We start from the raw sequence: 20,674 nt of genomic DNA, 5'->3' as shown, positions 1-20,674 counted from the left end.
TCAATACATGAAAATAGCAATAGAAGCTCAAAGAATATTTAGGAAAGAAAAGCACGGCATGGACTATGTAGCCCTTGAAACCATAAGAGAAATACAGAAAATCGACCGCCAAAATGAATATTTCATCTTGGTGAGTCCGGGAGAAGACAGGTGTCTGCAGGAGTCGGACAATATGCATATCGTACAGATAGATTACCCATCTTACCCTTTATGGGAGCAAATCGGACTGCCGTCAACCCTGAAAAAGATACAGCCTGACTTGTTGCATTGCACCGGCAATACAGCTCCCTTGTGGTGTCATACCCCACTGATACTAACCCTGCATGATATTATTTTTCTTGAGCCGAAGCAAGGTAAGAACCAATCTGTATATCAGAAATTAGGACGATGTTACAGAAGGTTCGTAGTTCCCCGAATCTTGAATAAATGTAGAAAGATCATTACCGTATCTAATTTTGAGAGGGAGCATATCTGCAAATTCCTACATTTGGAACCGAAAAAGATAACCACTGTGTATAATGGCTATTCTTCGCATTTCAGGCCCATCACGGAATATCAAGCCGTGACACAAAAATACATCGGAACGAAACATTATTTTTTCTTTCTCGGCAATACCGACCCCAAAAAGAATACAGCAAGAATACTACAAGCCTATCGGCACTATCTGAACACTTCGTCTCAACCCCTACCGCTTCTCATCGCTGATTTAAAAGAAGAAGTTATCAATAATTACTTACGTACATACGGTCTGACGGATATCAAATCCATGCTTTATTACCCGGGTTATATCCCTAACAAGGATTTGCCTGCCTTGTATAGCGGGGCTACTGCATTCATTTATACTTCGTTACGCGAAAGTTTCGGTATCCCTATCTTGGAAGCTATGGCATGTGGTACACCTGTTATCACCTCACAAACCTCTGCTATGCCCGAAATTGCCGGAAAGGATGCTATCTTGGTAAATCCTTACAATCCAGAAGAAATAGCTCAGGCTATGGTACGGCTGGAAGAAGACCCCGAATACCGTCATTCACTGTCACAATATGGTTTGAGAAGGGTACAGCAGTTTTCTTGGAAAAAAACTGCGCTTAAAACATTAGAATTATATAATGAAATAATACAACAATGAATACACTTGAAATCATATTCTTTATTCTTCTGTCCATCGTTTTCTATACTTATATAGGATACGGAATCATACTTTGGATATTAGTCAGAATAAAACGGATTTTTATAAAAGAAAAGAGTTATCATACGATGGAAGAACTTCCCGAAGTAACTCTCTTCATCACAGCCTACAATGAAGAACAGGTGGTAGAGAAGAAAATGCAAAATTGCCGCGAACTGGATTATCCCAAAGAGAAGTTCCAAATAGTATGGGTAACGGACGGAAGTTGTGATGCCACCAATAAAAAACTGAAAGCATATCCCGATGCAACTGTGTACTATTCTGCCGAACGGAAAGGAAAAACTGCAGCCATGAACCGCGGAATAAAATTTGTCACTACTCCGATTGTGATTTTTACGGATGCCAATACTTCTATTAACTCCCAATCGATCCGCGAAATGGTACGTTACTTCAATAACCCGAAGGTGGGATGTGTGGCGGGAGAAAAGCGCATCAATATGCACACCAAGGATGAAGCAGCAGTGGGAGGTGAAGGAATGTACTGGAAATATGAATCTTTTCTGAAAAAATTAGACTCACAACTCCATTCTGCCGTAGGCGCAGCAGGAGAATTATTCGCCATTCGCACTTCCTTATACGAACAAATGCCCAATGATACGCTATTGGATGACTTTATCCTTTCCTTAAAAATCGCCATGAAAAAATATATTATTGCATATTGTAACAAAGCATACGCCATGGAAAACGGTTCGGCAAACATGAAAGAGGAAGAAAAAAGAAAAGTACGCATTGCAGCAGGAGGAATTCAAGCCATTTATCGGTTACGAAAGCTACTCAATCCATTCCGTTATGGAATACTCAGCTTTCAATATGTATCTCATCGCGTACTAAGATGGTCCATCACACCAATTGCCTTGTTTTTGCTCGTACCTCTGAATGTATTATTGATCATTTACAATGAGCATTCCCGCTTCTATATCATACTCTTGGTGCTGCAATTATTATTTTATGCAGGAGGGAGCTATGGATATTATTTATCCACAAAATCAGTAAAAAACAAATTGCTCTATATTCCTTATTACTTTCTGTTCATGAATATAAATGTCATTAAAGGCTTTTTCTATTTCATAAGAAAAAACAAAAATGACGGTACTTGGGAAAAGGTACGCAGAGCCGTATGATTACCCCAAATATGAATGTATCATTTCGCGAAGTTTGGCTGCCATAACAGGCTTTGCCATATAGTTATTACATCCGGCAAGATATGCCTTTTCACGGTCACTGTCGTATGCATTAGCAGTAAGGGCTATAATAACAATCTCTTCATTGAATGTACGAATCACTTTAGTAGCTTCCAAACCATCCATTACGGGCATCTTTATATCCATAAGTATCAGGTCCGGATGCTCTGCACGACATATTTCAACAGCCTCTGCACCGTTAAAAGCACGGAGTATTTCATAATCCTTCCGCAAGATAATAGACAGTAAAAGGAAATTACTTTCCGTATCTTCTGCAACTAATATTTTTTTCATCTCACTATTTTGCTTGTTTCTCCATGCAAAATTACGATATAAAATGATATAAGCAATATTTTTTTTGTATATTTGCTGAGATTAATAAAAACATTACGACTTAATATTAAGTTGAGTACCGTAAGATTGATATGAAGGCTTCTAACAAAATATTACACGAAAAACAGTATGCCGAAAGAATCCTAGAGATTACCGGCGATACAATGTTCTTTGTATACAAAGACGGGACCTGTCTTGACTTTAAGCCTAACCGACCGGACTTCTATATCAAAGAGGAAGAAGTGGTAGGCAAAAATATTTTTTCATATTTCCCTTTGGAGACAGCTCGGAAAATGCACAAGGAATTTAAAAAAGTCATTGATGGAAAGGTGTTGTCCTCGGCAGAAAACTATAAGCTCATTTTGGGAGAAGAAGTGAAATATTACAAATGCATTATTTCGAAATTTAATGAAGACCATCTGATATTTCAATATCGAGACATTACGGGGCGCAGTGTAGTAAGGCTGAAACTGGAAAAGAAAATAAATGACTTACGTGAAGTAGAAAAAGCAGCCCATATCGGCCTGTGGACTTTTGACTCACTCACCCGAATTTTCACTTACTCAGGCTATACCCAGGTGTTTTGTGATAATGAAGAAGAAAAAACAATTACTTTTGATGAATATATCACCTATATCCATCCCGAAGATAAGACAAGAGTTGAAAATTGGATAGAGAATTATTTGCATGGAAAAGAAAGTCAAGATACCATTTCATATAAATTGCTGATAAATGGCAAGATTGTAGACATGCGACTGAAAATCTATAATCGGGAAGTATATACCAACCGTATTTTGCTGGAAGGATATATACAGAATACATCGGAAATAGTATGGAAAGCTGAGCGTTCCAATCAACTAAAATCAGCGTTTCTTGCCAATATGAGTCATGAAATACGTACCCCGCTGAATGCCATTTTAGGATTTTCACGTATTATTGCCGAGACAGACAACTCCGAAGAAAGATTACAATATTATGATATTGTAGAGAAGAACAATATGCGCTTGCAAGAGCTGATTAACGAAATTCTGGACTTATCAAAGATAGAATCCGGAATGATGGAGTTCAACTATGCGCCTGTCAATCTCTATAAATTATGCGATGATGTTAAAAACACTTATCGCTTCCGTTGTCAAAGCGGAGTAGATTTGATTTTCGAACAGTCAGACCGTTCTCTTTACATATCTACCGATAGAAACCGGCTCTTCCAGATATTCTCCAACTTAATAGGCAATGCCACTAAATTTACTCAAAAAGGACATATCAGTTTTGGATATAAAAAAGTGGACAACCAGATTATTTTTCATGTGACCGACACCGGCACCGGTATTCCGGCCGAAAAGCTTCCCAAGATATTCGACCGCTTTATGATGGCCAATGACAATGTTGCCGGTACAGGACTGGGACTTTCCATCAGCAAAATAATTGCCGAGAAACTAGGAGGAAAAATTTGGGTAAACTCCAAACCGGGGAAAGGGACGACATTTACATTCACCATCCCCTATATATCTGTCAACGGCGAAGTAAAAAGAGAAAGTCATACTTTCACACGCTACACAAACAACAAAGAATCTACACATAAAGAGATTGTCATACTAGTAGCTGAAGACAACCAAAGTAATTATGACTTAATAGAAGCCATGATTGGTAAGACCTATAAGCTAGTACATGCCCTTGACGGTATGGAGGCCATCCAATTGTATGAAAAATATAGCCCCAACCTTATTCTCATGGACATAAAAATGCCTAACCTCGACGGTCTGGACGCCACACGCATCATCAGAGAAGTATCCCCCAAGATACCTGTTATTGCTGTTAGCGCCTACGCTTACGAAAAAGATAAAGCAGCCGCAATAGAAAGTGGATGCAATGAGTTTTTGACCAAACCCATATCTCCTGATTTATTAAAAGATACAATTAACAAATATTTAAAAAACACATAAATTATGGGAAGACTAGCCGTATACAAATTTGCATACCTTTTATCCATCATATTCACTCTTCTGATATTAGGATTATCCGTTTTCGCTTATTTTGCAGGAAGAATAGACCCAGAAAGCAATATGTTTGCAGCCTATATTGCATTTGGAAAGCCTATCTTAGTCATTATCAATATCTTGTTATTTTTTTATTGGCTTATCAGATTCAGGTATTGGGTATGGATTCCGCTACTTGGTTTATTGATAAATTACGGATATATTACTTCCATGTATCAAGTTTACAATTCGACCAAATATGCCAATGATACCCAACTGAAAATCGTGACTTATAATGTACATTCATTCGGAGGAGAAATCACCGGTTTCTCGGCTAAAGAATTTGCTGACATCCTGAACAAAGAAGGAGTAGACGTACTATGCTTTCAAGAGTACAGGGGCAACGGAGATTTCACCACCAAAGACTTATATAATACTTATTCCAAAAACTTTCCTTACTCATATCTCCCGGAAGGACGCGCGCAAGCTATTTATAGCCGCTACCCCATCAAACAGTCTCAGATTATTGAGTTTCCAAACACTAACAACGGAGCTATTTGGACAGATATAGATGTTAAAGGAATGACTATCAGGGTAATCAACGTGCATATGCAGACCACTAACCTTGACCGAATGCGTTCGAAAGCCGCACAAGCCAGAGAAGTAGGAGATGAAGAAAAAGAAAATCAAATTTATACACAGTTCACAGATAATATGGAAGCCAATATCATTCAACGCGCAAAGCAAGCCAAAGATATCGCCTCATTGGTAAATGCCACCGAGACTCCAGTTATCTTATGCGGTGATTTCAATGATACTCCGGGAACATTTACTTACGAAACACTGAAAGGGAATCTGCAAGATGGTTTTCTTTCTGCCGGAGAAGGATATGGAGCTACTTATCGCGGGCTGCACAATCTGCTCAGAATCGATTACCTGTTCCACTCCCCTTCTTTATTGGCCCTCAAATATGGTACAATGTCATACGATATGAGTGACCATAACCCCGTTTATTTGGAAGTAGGACTCTAGTAAAAAACAACCTTCTTATAACTCATAATGCACCCCTCTATTTTAACCCTATATTGTGATAAATCAAAGCTAAAATAAAGGGATGCTCTTTTTTAAAGTTTTTTATCTATAAGATACTCGGCTTCTATCTTACGACCACTGTCATGCCTTCAACGGGTAACCATTCTATTTTCCGCTACGACAATTTTATCGGCTGTTTTTCAGCCGATAAAATAAAAATGTCCGTAAGAAAATAGTTTAGTTTTAACATTCCGATTTATAAAAACATGGCAGAAGAGCCTTCTTGTCGCAGTCCTTACCATGAAGAATACATTCAAACAAGTGCTTCAGGTAATCCTGAGGATCTATATCGTTCAACTTACAGCTTTCTATCAGGGAGAAGATGAATGCCGAGTTTTCTGCGGCTGCCTCACTTCCTATATTCATACAGTTCTTGAGCAGCAGCTTTACAGGTTTCATTCTTTGCTCACAGAGATTGTTGGATATTTCCGCTGAACCGTCCTTGAGGATATTTCTCAAGGATTTCCACTGGTTTATCGTGTAGTTCGCAGCCTTTCTTATCAGTTCGTTAGCCATGATCTTCGCATCCTGCATCATCATGACCACCTTATGATGTATACGTTCAAGAACAGGTCCCGTAAGTTTAAGTCTTTTTTCCTTTATCTTCTCACTGCTGAGTTTCATTGTGCGGAACAGGTCTTCATTCCTGAATAAATCACCGATAGAATCTATTATGTCCATCGCCGTCCTGTCTGATGGCAAAGCATCAACCCACAACCTCCTGCAGTGCGTCCAGCATCCTATATGAAGCACCTTTGAGCCTTCTCCGTCATACATTCTGTAAACCGTATATCCGTCTGTAGATATAGATCCCATAAAATGATCAAGGAAGGTCTTTGCCACATCAGATGCTCTGCTGCCGTTATTGTAATGATAATAAACCAACTTGACATGCTTTGCAAAGAAAGCCCATAAGTACTTTCTCCTGTAAGCCTTACCTTCCGGTGTTTCAACTCCAACGAGTTCGGTAGTCTCATCAACCATAAGGTATTTTGCCTGTTGTACAAACTTCTTGAAGACATCTTCCATAAACTCCCTAAGCCTGGAGATTCCGTTGTGGATATAGCTGTTCAGCGTGGTATTGCTTATATGGATGCCTTCTCTTGCAAGCAGTCTTATCTGTCTGTTCTCAGGCATGCTGAAGTCATATTTCAGACAAAGCAGACGGGCAAGCAGTTCAGGAGAGAAGATTCCTCCAAGGTTTTTCAAGGGATGCTCCATCGTGTTAGTGAAAGTGCCGTCTGCAAGCTTTACCCTTGCCACCTTGTACACATGTTCCACGTTATGGGCACGCACATGTTCTATAAACCTGTATTCCCACACATCAGCCATTCCGTTGCGGTTCATAAGCCTTGCACCATCCGGGAGTTGGTAATAGTCTTCTATTTCATGTACCACTACCTTGTCCACCTTCAGCCTGGTCTTTTCCGCACGTGGTGCGGTTTCCTTTCTTCTTGAAGGCTTGCTGTTCTGTGCTGTTGCGTTATCGGAAGAGGTATTGCCACCAGCTTCGTTACCATTGGCCTTATTATCATCATCACCTTTCTTGTCAGAACCGTCATATTCGGACTTCTCCATTGCAGACTTGTCAATGTTACGGTTGTTCAGCAGCCTTCTTTGCTCAGATGTACGGCCGAAACGGTGTTTCCTGCTGTCTTCAAGCTGAAGTCTGAGATTGGATATCTCGTTTGCAAGCATCATGTTCACCTCGTCTTTTGCTTCAAGCTGCTTCCTCATAAGTTCCATTTCTTTCCTGTAATGTTCAACCGTGGTTGATTGCTTTTCGAGGGATTCTTTGAGGTCATTGATTGTATCAATCAGAGTTTTTGAGTTCTCCTTGTTGGATTTTTCAATAGACTCAAGCCTCGCAATCAGTTCTTTATTCTGTTTGCGAAGCCCTGCTTTTTCCTCATTCGCCAGACCCAGCTGGCAGCAAAGTAACTCGTATGCTCTTTCATCAATCATGATATAAAGGTACGAAAAATCAGGCAGTTACGCAAACTTTTTATCGATTATTTTTGTATTATTCCATTGTAAATCAACGCCTTATTATTCATTCTTTAGGAGTTACATACATTCTGTCGACTACGATACTTTCCGTCAGGTAAGCCATGTCAGACCACTGTATCCGGTAGCATTTTGACACCTCGTCAAACACAGGTTTCTTGAACTTTCCAATGACAGGACGTTTCTCGTAAAGCACATAAAAACCGCGTTCGTAATGAAGTATCTTGACGACCTTCCGGTTACGGGACATGAACATATATACATTGGACGCATCACTAGGGTCAAGTGACATCTCTTGCCTTATACTTTCACACAAACGGAAGATGCCTTTCCGTAAATCCACATTACCGTTGAACAGGTAATAGTTCAGGTTAGCACTCAGTCCAAGCATATCATCCTATCATTTTATTAAGCAACAGACTCAGATCAAGAACGCTGGTGTTTCTCAGAAACAATGTCGCTCCAGATGTCAATTGCAGTTTCACCCACTTAATAGGAGGTTCGCCTTCCGGTTGTTTCACTTCCATCTTAACAGTTGGACTGTTGCAAGGTTTACCGGTTATCTGGACTTTAGCAACCTTGGGCTGATCAACCTGAACTGTCTTGCCTAACTTCTCGCTCCAAAGCTGATGACGTTGCCAGTTCATGAACTTGTCGTAGTTTACTCCATAATCCGCACAGAACTCGCGAAGATCCTTGGTCTCGCTGCATAACTGGTAGAGGTCATATACCTCCTGATAGTTTACTTTTTCTTTCGCCATAATCATTGTTGTTATTTGGTTATGGCGCAAAGGTAGGTTTGTGAATAATGTGCGTCAAGGCGGAAAATAGAATGCTTACCTTCAACGGAACCGAAAAATAAAAGGTAGAACCTTTCCCCTCTTCCGATTCAAACCAAAGACGCCCTCCATTCTTAACGGCAAAATCAAGGCACAACAACAGTCCCAAACCGGAACCCTCCTCATTATTCGTGCCATATTTACTAAAGTGAGTCTCCGTATTCAACAACTTCCGCTGGTCCTCTTCACTCATCCCCTTTCCGCTATCCCTGACACTGACCACCACACTGTCGTCTACTATCCGGGCACCGACCACGATTTCAGAATCATTATAACTAAACTTAATCGCATTGCTCAATAAATTACGCATAATGGTCTTCATCATATCGATATCAGCATGAACCTCTATCTTATCATCTCCCAGATAACGCAATTTGATATTCTTTATGCCTGCCACCAGATTAAAAATCTCAATGACTGACGCAATATTCTCAACAATATTGAAATCCTGATACACCACATTCAATTTACCAATCTGACTTTTTGTCCACTTCAAAAGGTTATCCAACAAAGCAAACACATCCTCGGTACTTTGGTTGGCCATGCTCAACATCTGATACATTTCTTCTCCAATCTGAGAAGGAGGCAAACTCAGTATCAACATATTGAGTACCATTTTAATGGAACCCATAGGAGAACGCAGATCATGAGCAATCACAGAATAAAGCTTGTCTCGCCCCATGATTGTTTTGCGCAATTCTTCCGTTTGACGCAGAATAATTCTTTTAGCCGCCACCAGCGAAATCTGGTGAGTAACACGAATCACCAATTCTTCCTTATTGAAAGGCTTTGAAATAAAATCGTTCGCCCCCACCTTGAACCCTTTCACGATATCGGAAGTCGTGTTCAAAGCAGTCAGAAAAATAATAGGTATATTCTGAGTCACAGGATTCGCTTTCAGTTTCTCTGACACCTCAAAGCCATTCATTTCCGGCATCATAACATCTAACAGAATCAGATCCGGCTGCTTTTCGGCTGCCTGCACCAACGCGTCCTTACCATTATTTGCAGTAACGACCTTAAACTTCTCGTTTGTAAGCAATACCTTTAATAGCAACACATTAGAAACCACATCATCCACTACCAAGATGGTGTATTCCGAATGATCTATCACTACATTAACATCTGCTGTCATATTCGCCACTATTTAGAGAGAATTTGTTTAAAATAATTAATTACTTCTATCAACCCTTCCTCCAACCGTACAGTTGGTTTCCAGTCCAATTTTTCCTTTGCCAACGTAATATCAGGCCGACGCTGACGCGGATCGTCATAAGGAAGAGGTTGATAAACTATTTTTGACTTTGAGGCCGTCAGTTTCAACACCAATTGTGCCAGTTCCAACATAGAAAACTCACGCGGATTTCCAATATTCACCGGTCCCGTAAAGTCATCCCCCGTGGCCATCATACGCACCATTGCCTCAATCAAATCATCCACATATTGAAAGCTGCGGGTCTGCTTTCCGTCACCATAAATCGTGATATCTTTATTCTGCAAGGCTTGCACTACGAAGTTAGAAATAACACGCCCATCATCGGGCAACATATGGGGACCATATGTATTGAATATTCGCACTATTTTTATCTTCACCCGGTGCTGGCGATAATAATCCATACACAATGTTTCGGCACACCTTTTCCCTTCATCATAACAAGAACGGTAACCGATAGGATTCACATTACCCCAGTCAGACTCCTGCTGCGGATGAGAAATCGGATCACCATACACTTCGCTTGTCGATGCCTGAAGCATACGTGCATTGTTTTTCTTTGCCAGTCCTAACATATTAAAAGTTCCGAAAACAGCAGTCTTTGCTGTTTTTATCGCATCATATTGATAATGAATGGGGGAAGCAGGGCATGCTAAATTATATATCTCATCCACATCCGCACAATACGGATTCACCACATCATGTTCCACCAACTCAAAACACGGATGTCCTATCAGATGCTTTATATTATCTTTGCTTCCGGTAAAAAAGTTATCAAGACAGATAACCCGGTTACCCTCGTTTATCAGACGCGTACAAAGATGCGAACCTATAAAGCCCGCACCGCCACTTACCAGGGCTTTCTTCATCCTTCTATCATTTATATTATATTTTCTTTCGTAAAGCAAAAATAAGCGATTAGTTCCATTCCTGCAAACTTTAAATACAATATTATTACTTATATTTGCAGACATGATAGTTAATCCGACCAATAAATGAAAAAATATCCAACCATTATGAGCATAGCCGGCTCCGATTGCAGCGGAGGCGCCGGCATCCAGGCCGATCTGAAAACCATCTCGGCATTGGGCGCTTATGCAGCCACCGCCATCACCGCTATCACAGTTCAAAATACCACCGGCGTACGTGCCATCCACCCTGTACCCCCTGTTTTTGTACGCGGACAGATAGAAGCCGTCATGGACGACATACGTCCCGATGCCATAAAAATAGGAATGATAAATGACATTGAGATTGTAAAGGTTATCTCTGCCTGCCTGCACAAGTACCGACCCGCGTATGTGATTTTCGATCCCGTCATGGTATCTACCAGTGGGCACAAGCTGATAGAAGATGACGCCATTGCAGCCCTTACCGATGACTTAATGCCCCTCACCTCCCTCATCACACCCAATCTGAGGGAAGCAGAAGTGTTGACAGGCCATCCTATTAATAATGTAGAAGAGATGAAATCGGCTGCCCTCGAACTATTGAAATTCGGTTGCAAAGCCGTCCTCCTGAAAGGCGGTCACCTGGAAGGCGGACTAATGTGCGATGTGCTGCAGATAGCCGGAGAAAGTACTCCTCACCTGTTCACCTCCACCAAAATAGAGAGTCCGAACACCCACGGAACCGGTTGTACCCTCTCTTCTGCCATCGCCACATTCCTAGCTTTGGGTTATGTGATGCCGCAAGCAGTGGAATGTGCCAAACGCTACGTCACCCATGGCATAGAGGCAGGGAAAGATATCCGCATCGGTGAAGGACACGGCCCTTTAAACCACTTTTATCATCCTGTCCCTATGAATATTAAGGAAGAATAGCACCTAGTTTCCAAAGAAATAATTACCTTTGCAACGTTTTTAAACCAAAAAAGGAAAAATATGAAAGCATTTGTATTCCCCGGACAGGGAGCACAGTTTGTAGGTATGGGTAAAGACCTGTACGAAAACTCGGCTTTGGCCAAAGAATTATTTGAAAAAGCGAATGACATTTTAGGATACCGCATCACAGACATCATGTTTGAAGGTACAGACGAAGACCTTCGCCAAACCAAGGTCACTCAGCCTGCCGTGTTCCTTCACTCGGTTATTTCAGCCCTCTGCATGGGTGATGATTTCAAACCTGAAATGACAGCCGGACACTCACTGGGTGAGTTCTCTGCCTTGGTTGCCGCCGGAGCCTTGTCGTTCGAGGACGGATTGAAGCTGGTATATGCACGCGCCATGGCTATGCAGAAAGCCTGCGAAGCACAACCTTCGACAATGGCTGCCATCATCGCATTACCTGATGAAAAAGTAGAAGAAATATGCGAAGCCATCTCTAAAGAAGGCGAAGTGGTGGTTGCCGCCAATTACAACTGCCCGGGACAAATCGTTATCTCCGGTTCCATCGAAGGCATCAATAAAGCTTGCGAACAACTGAAAGCTGCCGGTGCAAAACGCGCTCTGCCTCTGAAAGTGGGTGGTGCTTTCCACTCTCCGCTGATGAATCCGGCCAAAATAGAACTAGAAGCCGCCATCAACGCAACTGAAATTCATACACCAAAATGTCCTGTTTATCAGAACGTAGACGCTTTACCTCACACCGATCCTGCTGAAATCAAGGCTAACCTGGTAGCTCAGCTGACCGCTTCTGTTCGCTGGACTCAGACAGTGAAGAACATGATTGCCGATGGAGCCGACGAGTTTACAGAATGCGGACCGGGTGCTGTATTGCAAGGCTTGATTAAGAAAATAGACAAAGACGCAAACGCTCACGGAATAGCATAAATAAATATACACCGTCATTCTTCCTCAAAAGCTCAAGAGAATTTTTCCAAGCAATGGAGACATCTTCGGGGAGGAACGACGGTGTATTTTTATCCCATCTTTTTTCCATATCTCGTTAAAAATGATTATGTTTGCCCATGTAACAAACGAGATAAATTAATGAATACATTCAAATACAACATAGGGTATGCCCTGAGCGGAGGATTCATCAAAGGATTTGCCCACTTAGGAATCATGCAGGCACTACACGAACACGGCATAACACCGAACATACTTTCCGGAGTAAGTGCCGGTGCACTGGCTGCCGTATTCTATGCTGATGGCAGAGAACCCTATCACATCATTGAACTCTTTGAACACCATTCATTTACCGAACTCACAACCTTTTCCATTAACAAACAAGGATTGCTGAAGCTTGACAGTTTCATTGATTTCCTGGAAAGCAACCTGCGAACCAAACTGATAGAAGAACTTCCCATCCCCACTATTATCTCGGCCACCGATTTGGACCACGGAAAAACAGTTTCTTTCCGCAAGGGGAAAATTGCTGAACGGGTAGCTGCCTCATGTTGCATGCCGGTACTGTTTGCACCACAGAAAATCAATAATACTTATTACGTAGATGGAGGAATATTAATGAACCTCCCGGTAACTCCCATCCGCGAAATGTGTGAAAAAGTGATTGCATTCAACGTCAGTCCATTGGTGGCAGACGAATATAAAAAGAACGTGGTAACAATTGCTTTAAGGGCCTATCATTTTATTTTTCAAGCGAACACTCTGTCACAAAAGCCTCTGAGTGATTTGTTGATTGAACCCTACGGACTGGAAGGATACAGCAACCGAGAGCTGGAAAAAGCCGAAGAAATTTTTGAACAAGGATACAATACGGCGAATGAAATTCTAGACCATTTGTTACGAGAGAAAGGAACTATTTGGAAATAAATAAAAAATAATATAATGAAAACACAAGAAAAAATTATCATCTACCAGGTGTTTACCCGTTTGTTCGGAAACGGAAACCCTCGTTGCAAAACCAATGGCTCTTTGGACGAGAACGGCTGCGGAAAAATGGCTGACTTTACGGCCAAGGCTTTGGGAGAAATCAAGCGTCTGGGTGCCACACACATTTGGTATACAGGTATCATCGAACACGCCACCCAAACCAATTACAGTCGCTACGGCATACGCCCGGACCACCCTGCCGTAGTCAAAGGAAAAGCCGGCTCACCATACGCCATCAAGGATTATTATGATGTAGACCCCGATTTGGCAACCAGCATCCCCGACCGGATGAAAGAATTTGAGAACTTGGTAAAACGTTCACACAAGGCAGAACTAAAAGTAATCATTGATTTTGTTCCCAACCACGTTGCCCGCCAATATGGTTCAGACACCAAACCGGCAGGAGTGGCTGATTTGGGCGAACAAGATGATGTAAACCTAGCATTCAGCCCGAATAATAACTTTTATTACATTCCCGGCACAAAACTGGAAGGCAATATCGATCTTCACCGCGGTGCCGCCGAACCCTACATAGAATTTCCTGCCAAAGCCACCGGCAATGACCGTTTTGACGCATGGCCCGGCATCAATGACTGGTATGAGACAGTGAAGTTGAACTATGGCGTGGATTACATGAACGGACGAAGCACACATTTCGACCCCATTCCCGACACTTGGAACAAAATGCTCGACATATTGTTATTTTGGGCATCAAAAGGCATCGACGGATTCCGGTGCGATATGGCAGAAATGGTCCCTGTCGAATTTTGGGGATGGGTCATTCCACAGGTCAAAGCGCAATACCCCAACCTGATATTCATTGCCGAGGTTTATAATCCGGCAGAATACCGCAACTATCTTTTCAATGGAAAATTCGACTATTTATATGATAAGGTAGGCTTGTATGATACGCTGAGAGCCATCACTTCGGGTTGGGAATCGGCTACCTCCATTCCCAGTCGCTGGCAAAGCCTGAGTGGAATAGAACACCGTATGCTCAACTTCCTTGAGAACCACGATGAACAACGCATTGCTTCCGATTTCTTTGCCGGAAACGGTGCTCGCGCTATCCCTGCCATGATTGTTTCTGCTTGTATGAATGACAATCCGGTCATGATTTATTTCGGACAGGAAATAGGCGAACAAGGAATGGATACGGAAGGATTCAGCGGACGAGATGGACGTACGACCATCTTCGATTATTGGAGCGTGGACAGTATCCGCCGTTGGCGCAATAACGGCAAATTCGATGATAAGCTGCTGACCGAAGAAGAGAAGAAACTACGTACTTTCTATTCCAGACTATTAAATTTATGCAACACGGAGAAGGCGATACGCGAAGGAGTATTCTTTGATTTAACATACGCTAACCTGGCAGGATGGGTATTCAACGAACATAAGCAGTATGCTTTCATGCGTAAGCTGGATGATGAGTTGCTGCTGATAATGGTCAACTTTGACAGCATTCCGGTGCGGGCAGCAGTCAACATTCCGCAACATGCTTTTGATTTCTTGGGAATACCTTATAACTTAGAATATAATGCAGTGGAATTGCTGACAGGAAATACAGAGAAATTGGTATTGTCACCCGACAAGACGACGCCTGTTTTATTGGATGCCATGAATGGAAAGATTCTGAAGTTCAAGCTGTAAACACGAAACAGACAATGAATAGCAGAGGAATGCCAAAACTAAACCAATCTATCGAAAGGGGTGTGTCAAAACGTGGATAATGCTGTCGTTTAGTTCGTAGGGGCAAGGTCCGCTCGCCCGAAAACAGTTTGCTTTGTGTCTTCGGACTAGCAAGCCCTGCCCCTACTGACAAAATAACAATATTATCATTACCCCTACAGTCGCAAGAAATATCTTTCGCCCGAATGCAGATAGAATAGAGCGTCTCATGCCGGCACACTCTCTCTGCTGCATTATCTTATCGTTTCACCAAACCGATTTTTGCGTTCAGCTTAAAATAATAGACTCCATTTTCGCGCTCCAAATAACCATATTTATCTTTTTCGGTAGAACCTTTTTCAAAACGAGAGTTATTGAACAGAAAATCGGCAAAGGTCTGACGGTCTGCCTTTTGATAACACAATATTTCACCACTGCCGTCCACCAGTAAGAAGCCGGATACAGCCGAATCAACTCCGGTAAAGAGCTTTGCCGGACGCATTCCCAAGGCAAGTGCCAGCAGGAATTGCTTCATCTTATATTCGTAATAATGATGCTTGGTAATCAATTCCTCTTTAATCTTCAACGGATTGACTTGCTTCATCACCTCCGTCAGCTCGCTCACTCTGGTGATGCCGTCCAGATGCATGATGCGCAGCATTTCGCCCAACATGCGGGGAAAATGCAGGTCTATCATACTCAAATTGCTACGGAACACTTTGTCGGCCACATCGCTATACTTCAAGACACCTCCCAGACGTTCTATCATCAACATACGTCCCGCCACATCGTCTTCCTCGCCAAATGCATTGATTTTATTGACTGTGGGAGTGGCAAACTTGATGCCGGTCTGCTCAAACTTCAGGTTAGCAGTTCGTCCACCGTCTAGTAAAGGAAACATGGAGCTGAGACGAGAACGGACACAGAAACCCGTCAAAGGCGCATCCGCACTGTAAAAAGCAACATAAAAATCGGTACGGTCATCCGTTTTTGCTTCCAAATCAAAGATAGCCACCTCATCCAAAAACTCCTCCACCCCATCGGGTGACATAACATCATTTTCACGACTCGCTTTCACAGCCGATAAAATCAGTTCCGCCACAGCAGAAAAGTCCTCACGTGCCACCAGCTTATCAATTTTTTCTCCACAGATATGTATATTTTCCTCACTTTCAATAATATATCGGCGGGTTCCGTCGTGTTCCTCCCGCTGAATCATGGCAACGGGCAATCGTTGCGCCTCATTCTTCTTCACTTCAGGAGTTCCCGCATATACATAACCATCCGCCAGCAAGCGGAAAAAGGCGTAAAGTTCGCCCCACTCTCTCTTTGTTGCTTCAAATGCCATATCGATTACTGTTTAATGGGTGCAAAGATAAGTAAAAGAAGTATTAAAAGATGCCTTTTTAAGAAAAGCAAATCTTAAACAATGTTATGCAACATGTTTTTTAGCTTCAATTATTTGCTATTATCCCAAAAGTCCGTACCTTTGCAATGTGTTTTTCATAGTATTAGATTTAAGGTTAACAAAGGTTGGAGCAAGGCGTTGCTCCTTTTTTTATTTTGTACGGTCAGTATGCGAATGTACATGAAAAATATACTTTCTTACACAAAGAAGGGAGCAAGTCAAAAAGTGTATTAGCATAATATTTTGAAAAAATTCGGGTCACTTATTTATTCTTGGGGATTTAAATATCACATCATATCACAAACTAAGGGAAGAATAAACCGTTTCCTATGGCCGGTCAAGGTCTTTTAAACGGAAGATTATTACAGTCTGCGGCAATGGACTGTACAGTCTGCTACAGTGGACTGTACGGTCCACTGCAACGAACCATACAGTCCGCTGCCGGAGACTGTAGTAATCCGACGGACAGACAGGCATAATCGAAAGGACGAAAACGCTTGGTCCGGCTAATGAAACGGCTTAGGAAACTCAAAAACGCATGCAGGGGTTGAAAACCGGAGGAGACAACATCAGGGGACAGGTATTTGATTGATATGTTAAATCCCCAAGAATAATGACTGCTCCCAAAGAAGCTACTGAACAGTGCCACAATACTCACTCCCATGTTTTTACAGGTGGTTTTATATTATCCGATGATTTACTTATTTTACTGCCTCCGCCTAAACAAGCCACACCCGATATCTGTTTTATGAATAAACAATAATCTTTTAATATAAAAAAATGAGAACAAAAAACATTGCGCTAATCGCATTAACCATTATGCTATCCATTCACATACAGCGGATAGAAGCGTGCACCCGGGCTGTATACATCGGACCCGACAATCTGATTGTCACCGGACGTACCATGGACTGGAAAGAGGATATCATGAGTAATCTGTACGTCTTTCCGAGAGGTATCCAAAGAGCAGGATATAACAAGGGAGAGACGGTGACATGGACTTCGAAATACGGCAGTGTCATCGCTACAGGATATGACATCGGCACATGTGACGGAATGAATGAAAAGGGATTAGTAGCCAGCCTTTTATTTCTTCCCGAATCAGTGTACAAGCGTCTCGGAGACAAACGTCCGGTAATGGGAATCAGTATCTGGACACAATATGTGCTCGACAATTTCGCCACTGTGCGGGAGGCGGTAGATGAACTCAAAAAAGAGATATTCCGAATTGACGCACCTCAAATGCCCAACGGCTCAGCCTCCACTTTACACCTGGCTATCACCGACAATACAGGGAATACGGCTGTGCTGGAGTATCTGGACGGAAAGTTGGAAATACACGAAGGAAAAGAATATCAGGTTATGACAAACTCGCCCAAATATTCATCACAACTGGCCATCAACGACTATTGGAAAGAGATAGGAGGCTTGCAAATGCTACCTGGTACAAACCGTTCAAGTGACCGTTTTGTGCGTGCATCATTCTATATTCATGCCATCCCGCAGACTCCCGACGCACGCATTGCCGTCCCAAGTGTACTGAGTGTGATGAGAAATGTATCTGTTCCCTTCGGCATCACCACTCCCGGTAAGCCTCACATCTCATCTACACGTTGGCGTTCGGTTTGCGACCAAAAGAACAAGGTGTACTATTTTGACAATGTATTGACTCCCAATCTGTTTTGGCTCGACTTGAAAGAAATAGATTTCAGTCCGAAAGCGAAGATAAAAAAACTGTCTTTGACACACGGAGAAATATATGCCGGAAATGCCGTCAAGGATTTGAAAGACAGCAAGTCTTTCGTATTCCTATTTCAGACACCCACCTTATAGAAATTAAGAAAAGACTCAAAACAGCCGGTCTTTCCCTTTCAGACACGGGTTTCACGATTTCCTCTTCCCCACTGCGTGAAATCCGTGTCACTCATATCTTCCTCCAAAGAAAACACTTTGTTTATTCCTTTTCACAAAAAAATGATTTATCTTTGGCGAACTAAATTCAGATTCACCATGAAAACCAATATTACCGATAACATAACGATTCGGGAAGTACGCATAAGTGATTCACAAAAAATATACAATGCCATTCATTTGCACCGCGAGTACTTGCAGGAATGGCTCCCGTTCGTCACATTTCTGACTGCGGAAGAAGAAAAAGCATTTCTGAGCTCCGTGCTCCGAGTTCCGCGTGCCCGTCGGGACTTCATTTATATCATTGAAGAGAAACAAGAAGTGTGCGGACTGATAGGTTTTCATTATTCCGATGCAGCAAACTTGCGTACAGAAATTGGTTACTGGCTTCTGCCCAAATACCAGCACCGGGGAATCATGACCAAATGTGTGCGCCATCTCTGCCGGATTGCCGTCGAAGAACGAGGCATGAACCGCATCCAAATCCGTTGCGCCGAAGGAAACACTCCCAGCAATGCCATCCCGCAAAGACTCGGCTTCCACCTGGAAGGAACTGAACGCGACGGGGAACTGATGTATACAAAGAAGTTTGTCAACCTCAATGTATACAGCATCTTAAAGAAAGAAATAAAGCAATGGAAGGATTAAACAAAAACAATAGACAGAAATATCCGGCAAAAGCACATTATCTTTGAATATCCAAACACAATAAAATAAATTTATTATGGAAATAAACCAAGCAGCTCCCAAATTTCAGGATGCATCCATCGCCCCCATGCATACCACGGAGCATATCGTAAACAGAACAATGGTAAACCTCTTTGGCTGCGAGCGTGCAGTGTCGGCACATATCGAACGCAAGAAAAGCAAATTAGATTTCGCATTACCTACCTGCCCCACCAAAGAGGAGATAAACCGCATAGAAAAAATTGTGAATGAGACTTTAAAAAAAAATCTGCCAATCACCACGGAATTCATTACACAAGAGGAAGCCGTGGGACGGTTTGACCTAAAACGTCTGCCCGACCATGCCTCCGAAACCGTGAGAGTGGTGCACGTGGGCGACTATGATGAATGCCTCTGCATCGGTCTGCATGTGGAAAACACTTCGCAAATAGGTATATTCAAAATCATCAGTTACGATTATAAAGAAGGTATTTTCCGTATGAGATTCAAACTTACAGAAGCCCAATAGCTGCCAATATGTCCTTGAAAATTACATTTTGGCAGCAGCCTGTCGGTGTCAACGTTTAAATAGTTCTATCCTCTCTTAAAGTCTTACCCCTGACCTTTAAGAAAGGTTTTATAGGTTTAAAAGAGCGGAATATAGCACACGGGAAATCGAACTAAAGGTATGGTGTTTGCATTATGAGTAGTGAACGACGGAATCGAAAGAAGCCGGAGTTCAAAAGTAACTAAAATGTTTAACCATAAACCAAAAGGAGATTAAGATTATGATGCCAGTAAGAAGAGCCAACCAAACTTGGTTGCCAAGTATTTTTAACGATTTCTTGAACAATGACTGGATGGTAAAAGCCAACCCGACAGCACCGGCCATTAATGTTATCGAAACAGAAAAAGAGTATAAAGTAGAAGTTGCCGCTCCGGGAATGAAAAAAGAAGATTTCCAAATCCATATCAATGAGGACAATGATTTGGTCATCTCTATGGAAAAGAAAACAGAATCTACAGAAGGCGACAAAGGAGGCAAGGAAGAAAGCCGTTATCTGCGCCGCGAATTCTCTTACTCTAAGTTCCAACAAACCCTGATTCTGCCGGATGATGTAGATAAGGATAAAATAGACGCCAAAGTGAATGACGGTGTCCTGACTATCGAATTACCGAAACGGACTCCTGAAGAAAAGGAAAAAGCAACAAAGGTAATCGAAGTTAAATAAACGATAAAACCAAAAACCTCCCGAAACACAGCTGCAATGCCATTCGGAAAGTAATAAAGAGGTGTGTCAAAATTCCAAAGCAACTGTTACGTTGTTATCATAGAGGAATTTTAACACACCTTCTTGTTTATATATAAAAATAACCAAACATAAAAAAACGTACTCCATCCTTATCTACAG

20 protein-coding genes are annotated in these 20,674 nt (G+C 42.0%); 12 read left to right on the top strand and 8 right to left on the bottom strand.

Features of this window, described 5'->3' with window-relative positions:
• Positions 1-7 precede the first annotated feature (7 nt).
• Both HMPREF1534_RS15350 and HMPREF1534_RS15355 read left to right on the top strand, forming a co-directional pair.
• A complete protein-coding gene (locus tag HMPREF1534_RS15350; RefSeq protein ID WP_005937171.1) occupies positions 8-1,129 on the top strand; it encodes a glycosyltransferase family 4 protein in 1,122 nt (373 codons plus the stop codon).
• Positions 1,126-2,310 carry a glycosyltransferase family 2 protein gene (locus HMPREF1534_RS15355; protein WP_005937169.1) on the top strand — a complete coding sequence of 395 codons (1,185 nt, stop codon included), beginning with the start codon at positions 1,126-1,128 and terminating at the stop codon, positions 2,308-2,310. Before HMPREF1534_RS15350 ends, HMPREF1534_RS15355 begins: the two co-directional genes overlap by 4 nt.
• Here HMPREF1534_RS15355 and HMPREF1534_RS15360 read toward each other — a convergent pair whose 3' ends face one another.
• Complete coding sequence (locus HMPREF1534_RS15360; protein WP_005937167.1) at positions 2,311-2,664, bottom strand: response regulator; 354 nt, start codon at positions 2,662-2,664, stop codon at positions 2,311-2,313.
• A gap of 131 nt (positions 2,665-2,795) precedes the next feature.
• Between HMPREF1534_RS15360 and HMPREF1534_RS15365 the strand changes: the two genes are divergently transcribed.
• On the top strand, positions 2,796-4,646 hold the full coding sequence (locus HMPREF1534_RS15365; protein ID WP_005937164.1) for a PAS domain-containing hybrid sensor histidine kinase/response regulator: 1,851 nt from the start codon (positions 2,796-2,798) through the stop codon (positions 4,644-4,646).
• Between the two features lie 3 nt (positions 4,647-4,649).
• The gene (locus HMPREF1534_RS15370; RefSeq protein WP_005937161.1) at positions 4,650-5,711 is read left to right on the top strand and encodes an endonuclease/exonuclease/phosphatase family protein; all 1,062 of its coding nucleotides are present in this window, start codon (positions 4,650-4,652) and stop codon (positions 5,709-5,711) included.
• Between the two features lie 243 nt (positions 5,712-5,954).
• On the opposite strand, the gene tnpC is transcribed toward HMPREF1534_RS15370, so the two are convergent.
• From tnpC to HMPREF1534_RS15395, 5 genes are all read right to left on the bottom strand, one after another.
• On the bottom strand, positions 5,955-7,736 hold the full coding sequence (tnpC, locus tag HMPREF1534_RS15375) for an IS66 family transposase (protein ID WP_005936270.1): 1,782 nt from the start codon (positions 7,734-7,736) through the stop codon (positions 5,955-5,957).
• 88 nt (positions 7,737-7,824) lie between these two features.
• Positions 7,825-8,169, bottom strand: a complete 345-nt coding sequence (tnpB, locus tag HMPREF1534_RS15380; RefSeq protein WP_005936267.1) for an IS66 family insertion sequence element accessory protein TnpB — start codon at positions 8,167-8,169, stop codon at positions 7,825-7,827.
• A 1-nt stretch (position 8,170) separates the two neighbouring features.
• Entirely contained in the window at positions 8,171-8,539 is a 369-nt protein-coding gene (locus tag HMPREF1534_RS15385; protein ID WP_005936264.1) for a hypothetical protein, read from the bottom strand.
• 19 nt (positions 8,540-8,558) lie between these two features.
• Positions 8,559-9,752 carry an ATP-binding response regulator gene (locus HMPREF1534_RS15390; RefSeq protein WP_005937158.1) on the bottom strand — a complete coding sequence of 398 codons (1,194 nt, stop codon included), beginning with the start codon at positions 9,750-9,752 and terminating at the stop codon, positions 8,559-8,561.
• A gap of 8 nt (positions 9,753-9,760) precedes the next feature.
• Positions 9,761-10,699: a UDP-glucuronic acid decarboxylase family protein gene (locus HMPREF1534_RS15395; RefSeq protein ID WP_005937155.1), complete on the bottom strand. Its 939-nt coding sequence runs from the start codon at positions 10,697-10,699 to the stop codon at positions 9,761-9,763.
• A gap of 126 nt (positions 10,700-10,825) precedes the next feature.
• On the opposite strand from HMPREF1534_RS15395, the gene thiD reads away from it, so the two are divergent.
• The 4 genes from thiD to HMPREF1534_RS15415 all read left to right on the top strand — a co-directional run bounded on the left by thiD (position 10,826) and on the right by HMPREF1534_RS15415 (position 15,259).
• Positions 10,826-11,653, top strand: a complete 828-nt coding sequence (thiD, locus tag HMPREF1534_RS15400; RefSeq protein WP_018452497.1) for a bifunctional hydroxymethylpyrimidine kinase/phosphomethylpyrimidine kinase — start codon at positions 10,826-10,828, stop codon at positions 11,651-11,653.
• A gap of 60 nt (positions 11,654-11,713) precedes the next feature.
• The gene (gene fabD / locus HMPREF1534_RS15405) at positions 11,714-12,601 is read left to right on the top strand and encodes an ACP S-malonyltransferase (RefSeq protein ID WP_005937149.1); all 888 of its coding nucleotides are present in this window, start codon (positions 11,714-11,716) and stop codon (positions 12,599-12,601) included.
• A gap of 159 nt (positions 12,602-12,760) precedes the next feature.
• Positions 12,761-13,546, top strand: a complete 786-nt coding sequence (locus HMPREF1534_RS15410; protein ID WP_005937145.1) for a patatin-like phospholipase family protein — start codon at positions 12,761-12,763, stop codon at positions 13,544-13,546.
• Between the two features lie 15 nt (positions 13,547-13,561).
• Positions 13,562-15,259 carry an alpha-amylase family protein gene (locus HMPREF1534_RS15415; protein WP_005937143.1) on the top strand — a complete coding sequence of 566 codons (1,698 nt, stop codon included), beginning with the start codon at positions 13,562-13,564 and terminating at the stop codon, positions 15,257-15,259.
• Between the two features lie 277 nt (positions 15,260-15,536).
• Here the strand turns inward: HMPREF1534_RS15415 and HMPREF1534_RS15420 are convergent, their stop codons facing one another.
• Positions 15,537-16,625 (bottom strand): HpaII family restriction endonuclease, encoded by a 1,089-nt coding sequence (locus tag HMPREF1534_RS15420; protein ID WP_005937141.1) that lies wholly within the window; start codon positions 16,623-16,625, stop codon positions 15,537-15,539.
• A gap of 454 nt (positions 16,626-17,079) precedes the next feature.
• Positions 17,080-17,349, bottom strand: a complete 270-nt coding sequence (locus HMPREF1534_RS20250) for a hypothetical protein (protein WP_154653393.1) — start codon at positions 17,347-17,349, stop codon at positions 17,080-17,082.
• Positions 17,350-17,465: 116 nt separating this feature from the next.
• Here HMPREF1534_RS20250 and HMPREF1534_RS15425 point away from each other — a divergent pair, with 116 nt between their 5' ends.
• From HMPREF1534_RS15425 to HMPREF1534_RS15440, 4 genes are all read left to right on the top strand, one after another.
• Entirely contained in the window at positions 17,466-18,518 is a 1,053-nt protein-coding gene (locus tag HMPREF1534_RS15425) for a linear amide C-N hydrolase (protein ID WP_005937138.1), read from the top strand.
• Positions 18,519-18,695: 177 nt separating this feature from the next.
• Entirely contained in the window at positions 18,696-19,244 is a 549-nt protein-coding gene (locus HMPREF1534_RS15430) for a GNAT family N-acetyltransferase (RefSeq protein ID WP_005937136.1), read from the top strand.
• Positions 19,245-19,320: 76 nt separating this feature from the next.
• On the top strand, positions 19,321-19,791 hold the full coding sequence (locus HMPREF1534_RS15435) for an alanyl-tRNA editing protein (protein WP_005937135.1): 471 nt from the start codon (positions 19,321-19,323) through the stop codon (positions 19,789-19,791).
• 259 nt (positions 19,792-20,050) lie between these two features.
• Positions 20,051-20,494 (top strand): Hsp20/alpha crystallin family protein, encoded by a 444-nt coding sequence (locus HMPREF1534_RS15440; RefSeq protein WP_032932365.1) that lies wholly within the window; start codon positions 20,051-20,053, stop codon positions 20,492-20,494.
• The last annotated feature ends 180 nt before the right edge of the window (positions 20,495-20,674 follow it).

It is taken from the genome of Phocaeicola massiliensis B84634 = Timone 84634 = DSM 17679 = JCM 13223, from assembly GCF_000382445.1.
GTDB classification, from domain to species: domain Bacteria; phylum Bacteroidota; class Bacteroidia; order Bacteroidales; family Bacteroidaceae; genus Phocaeicola; species Phocaeicola massiliensis.
This window is presented reverse-complemented; position numbering and strand designations above follow the sequence as displayed.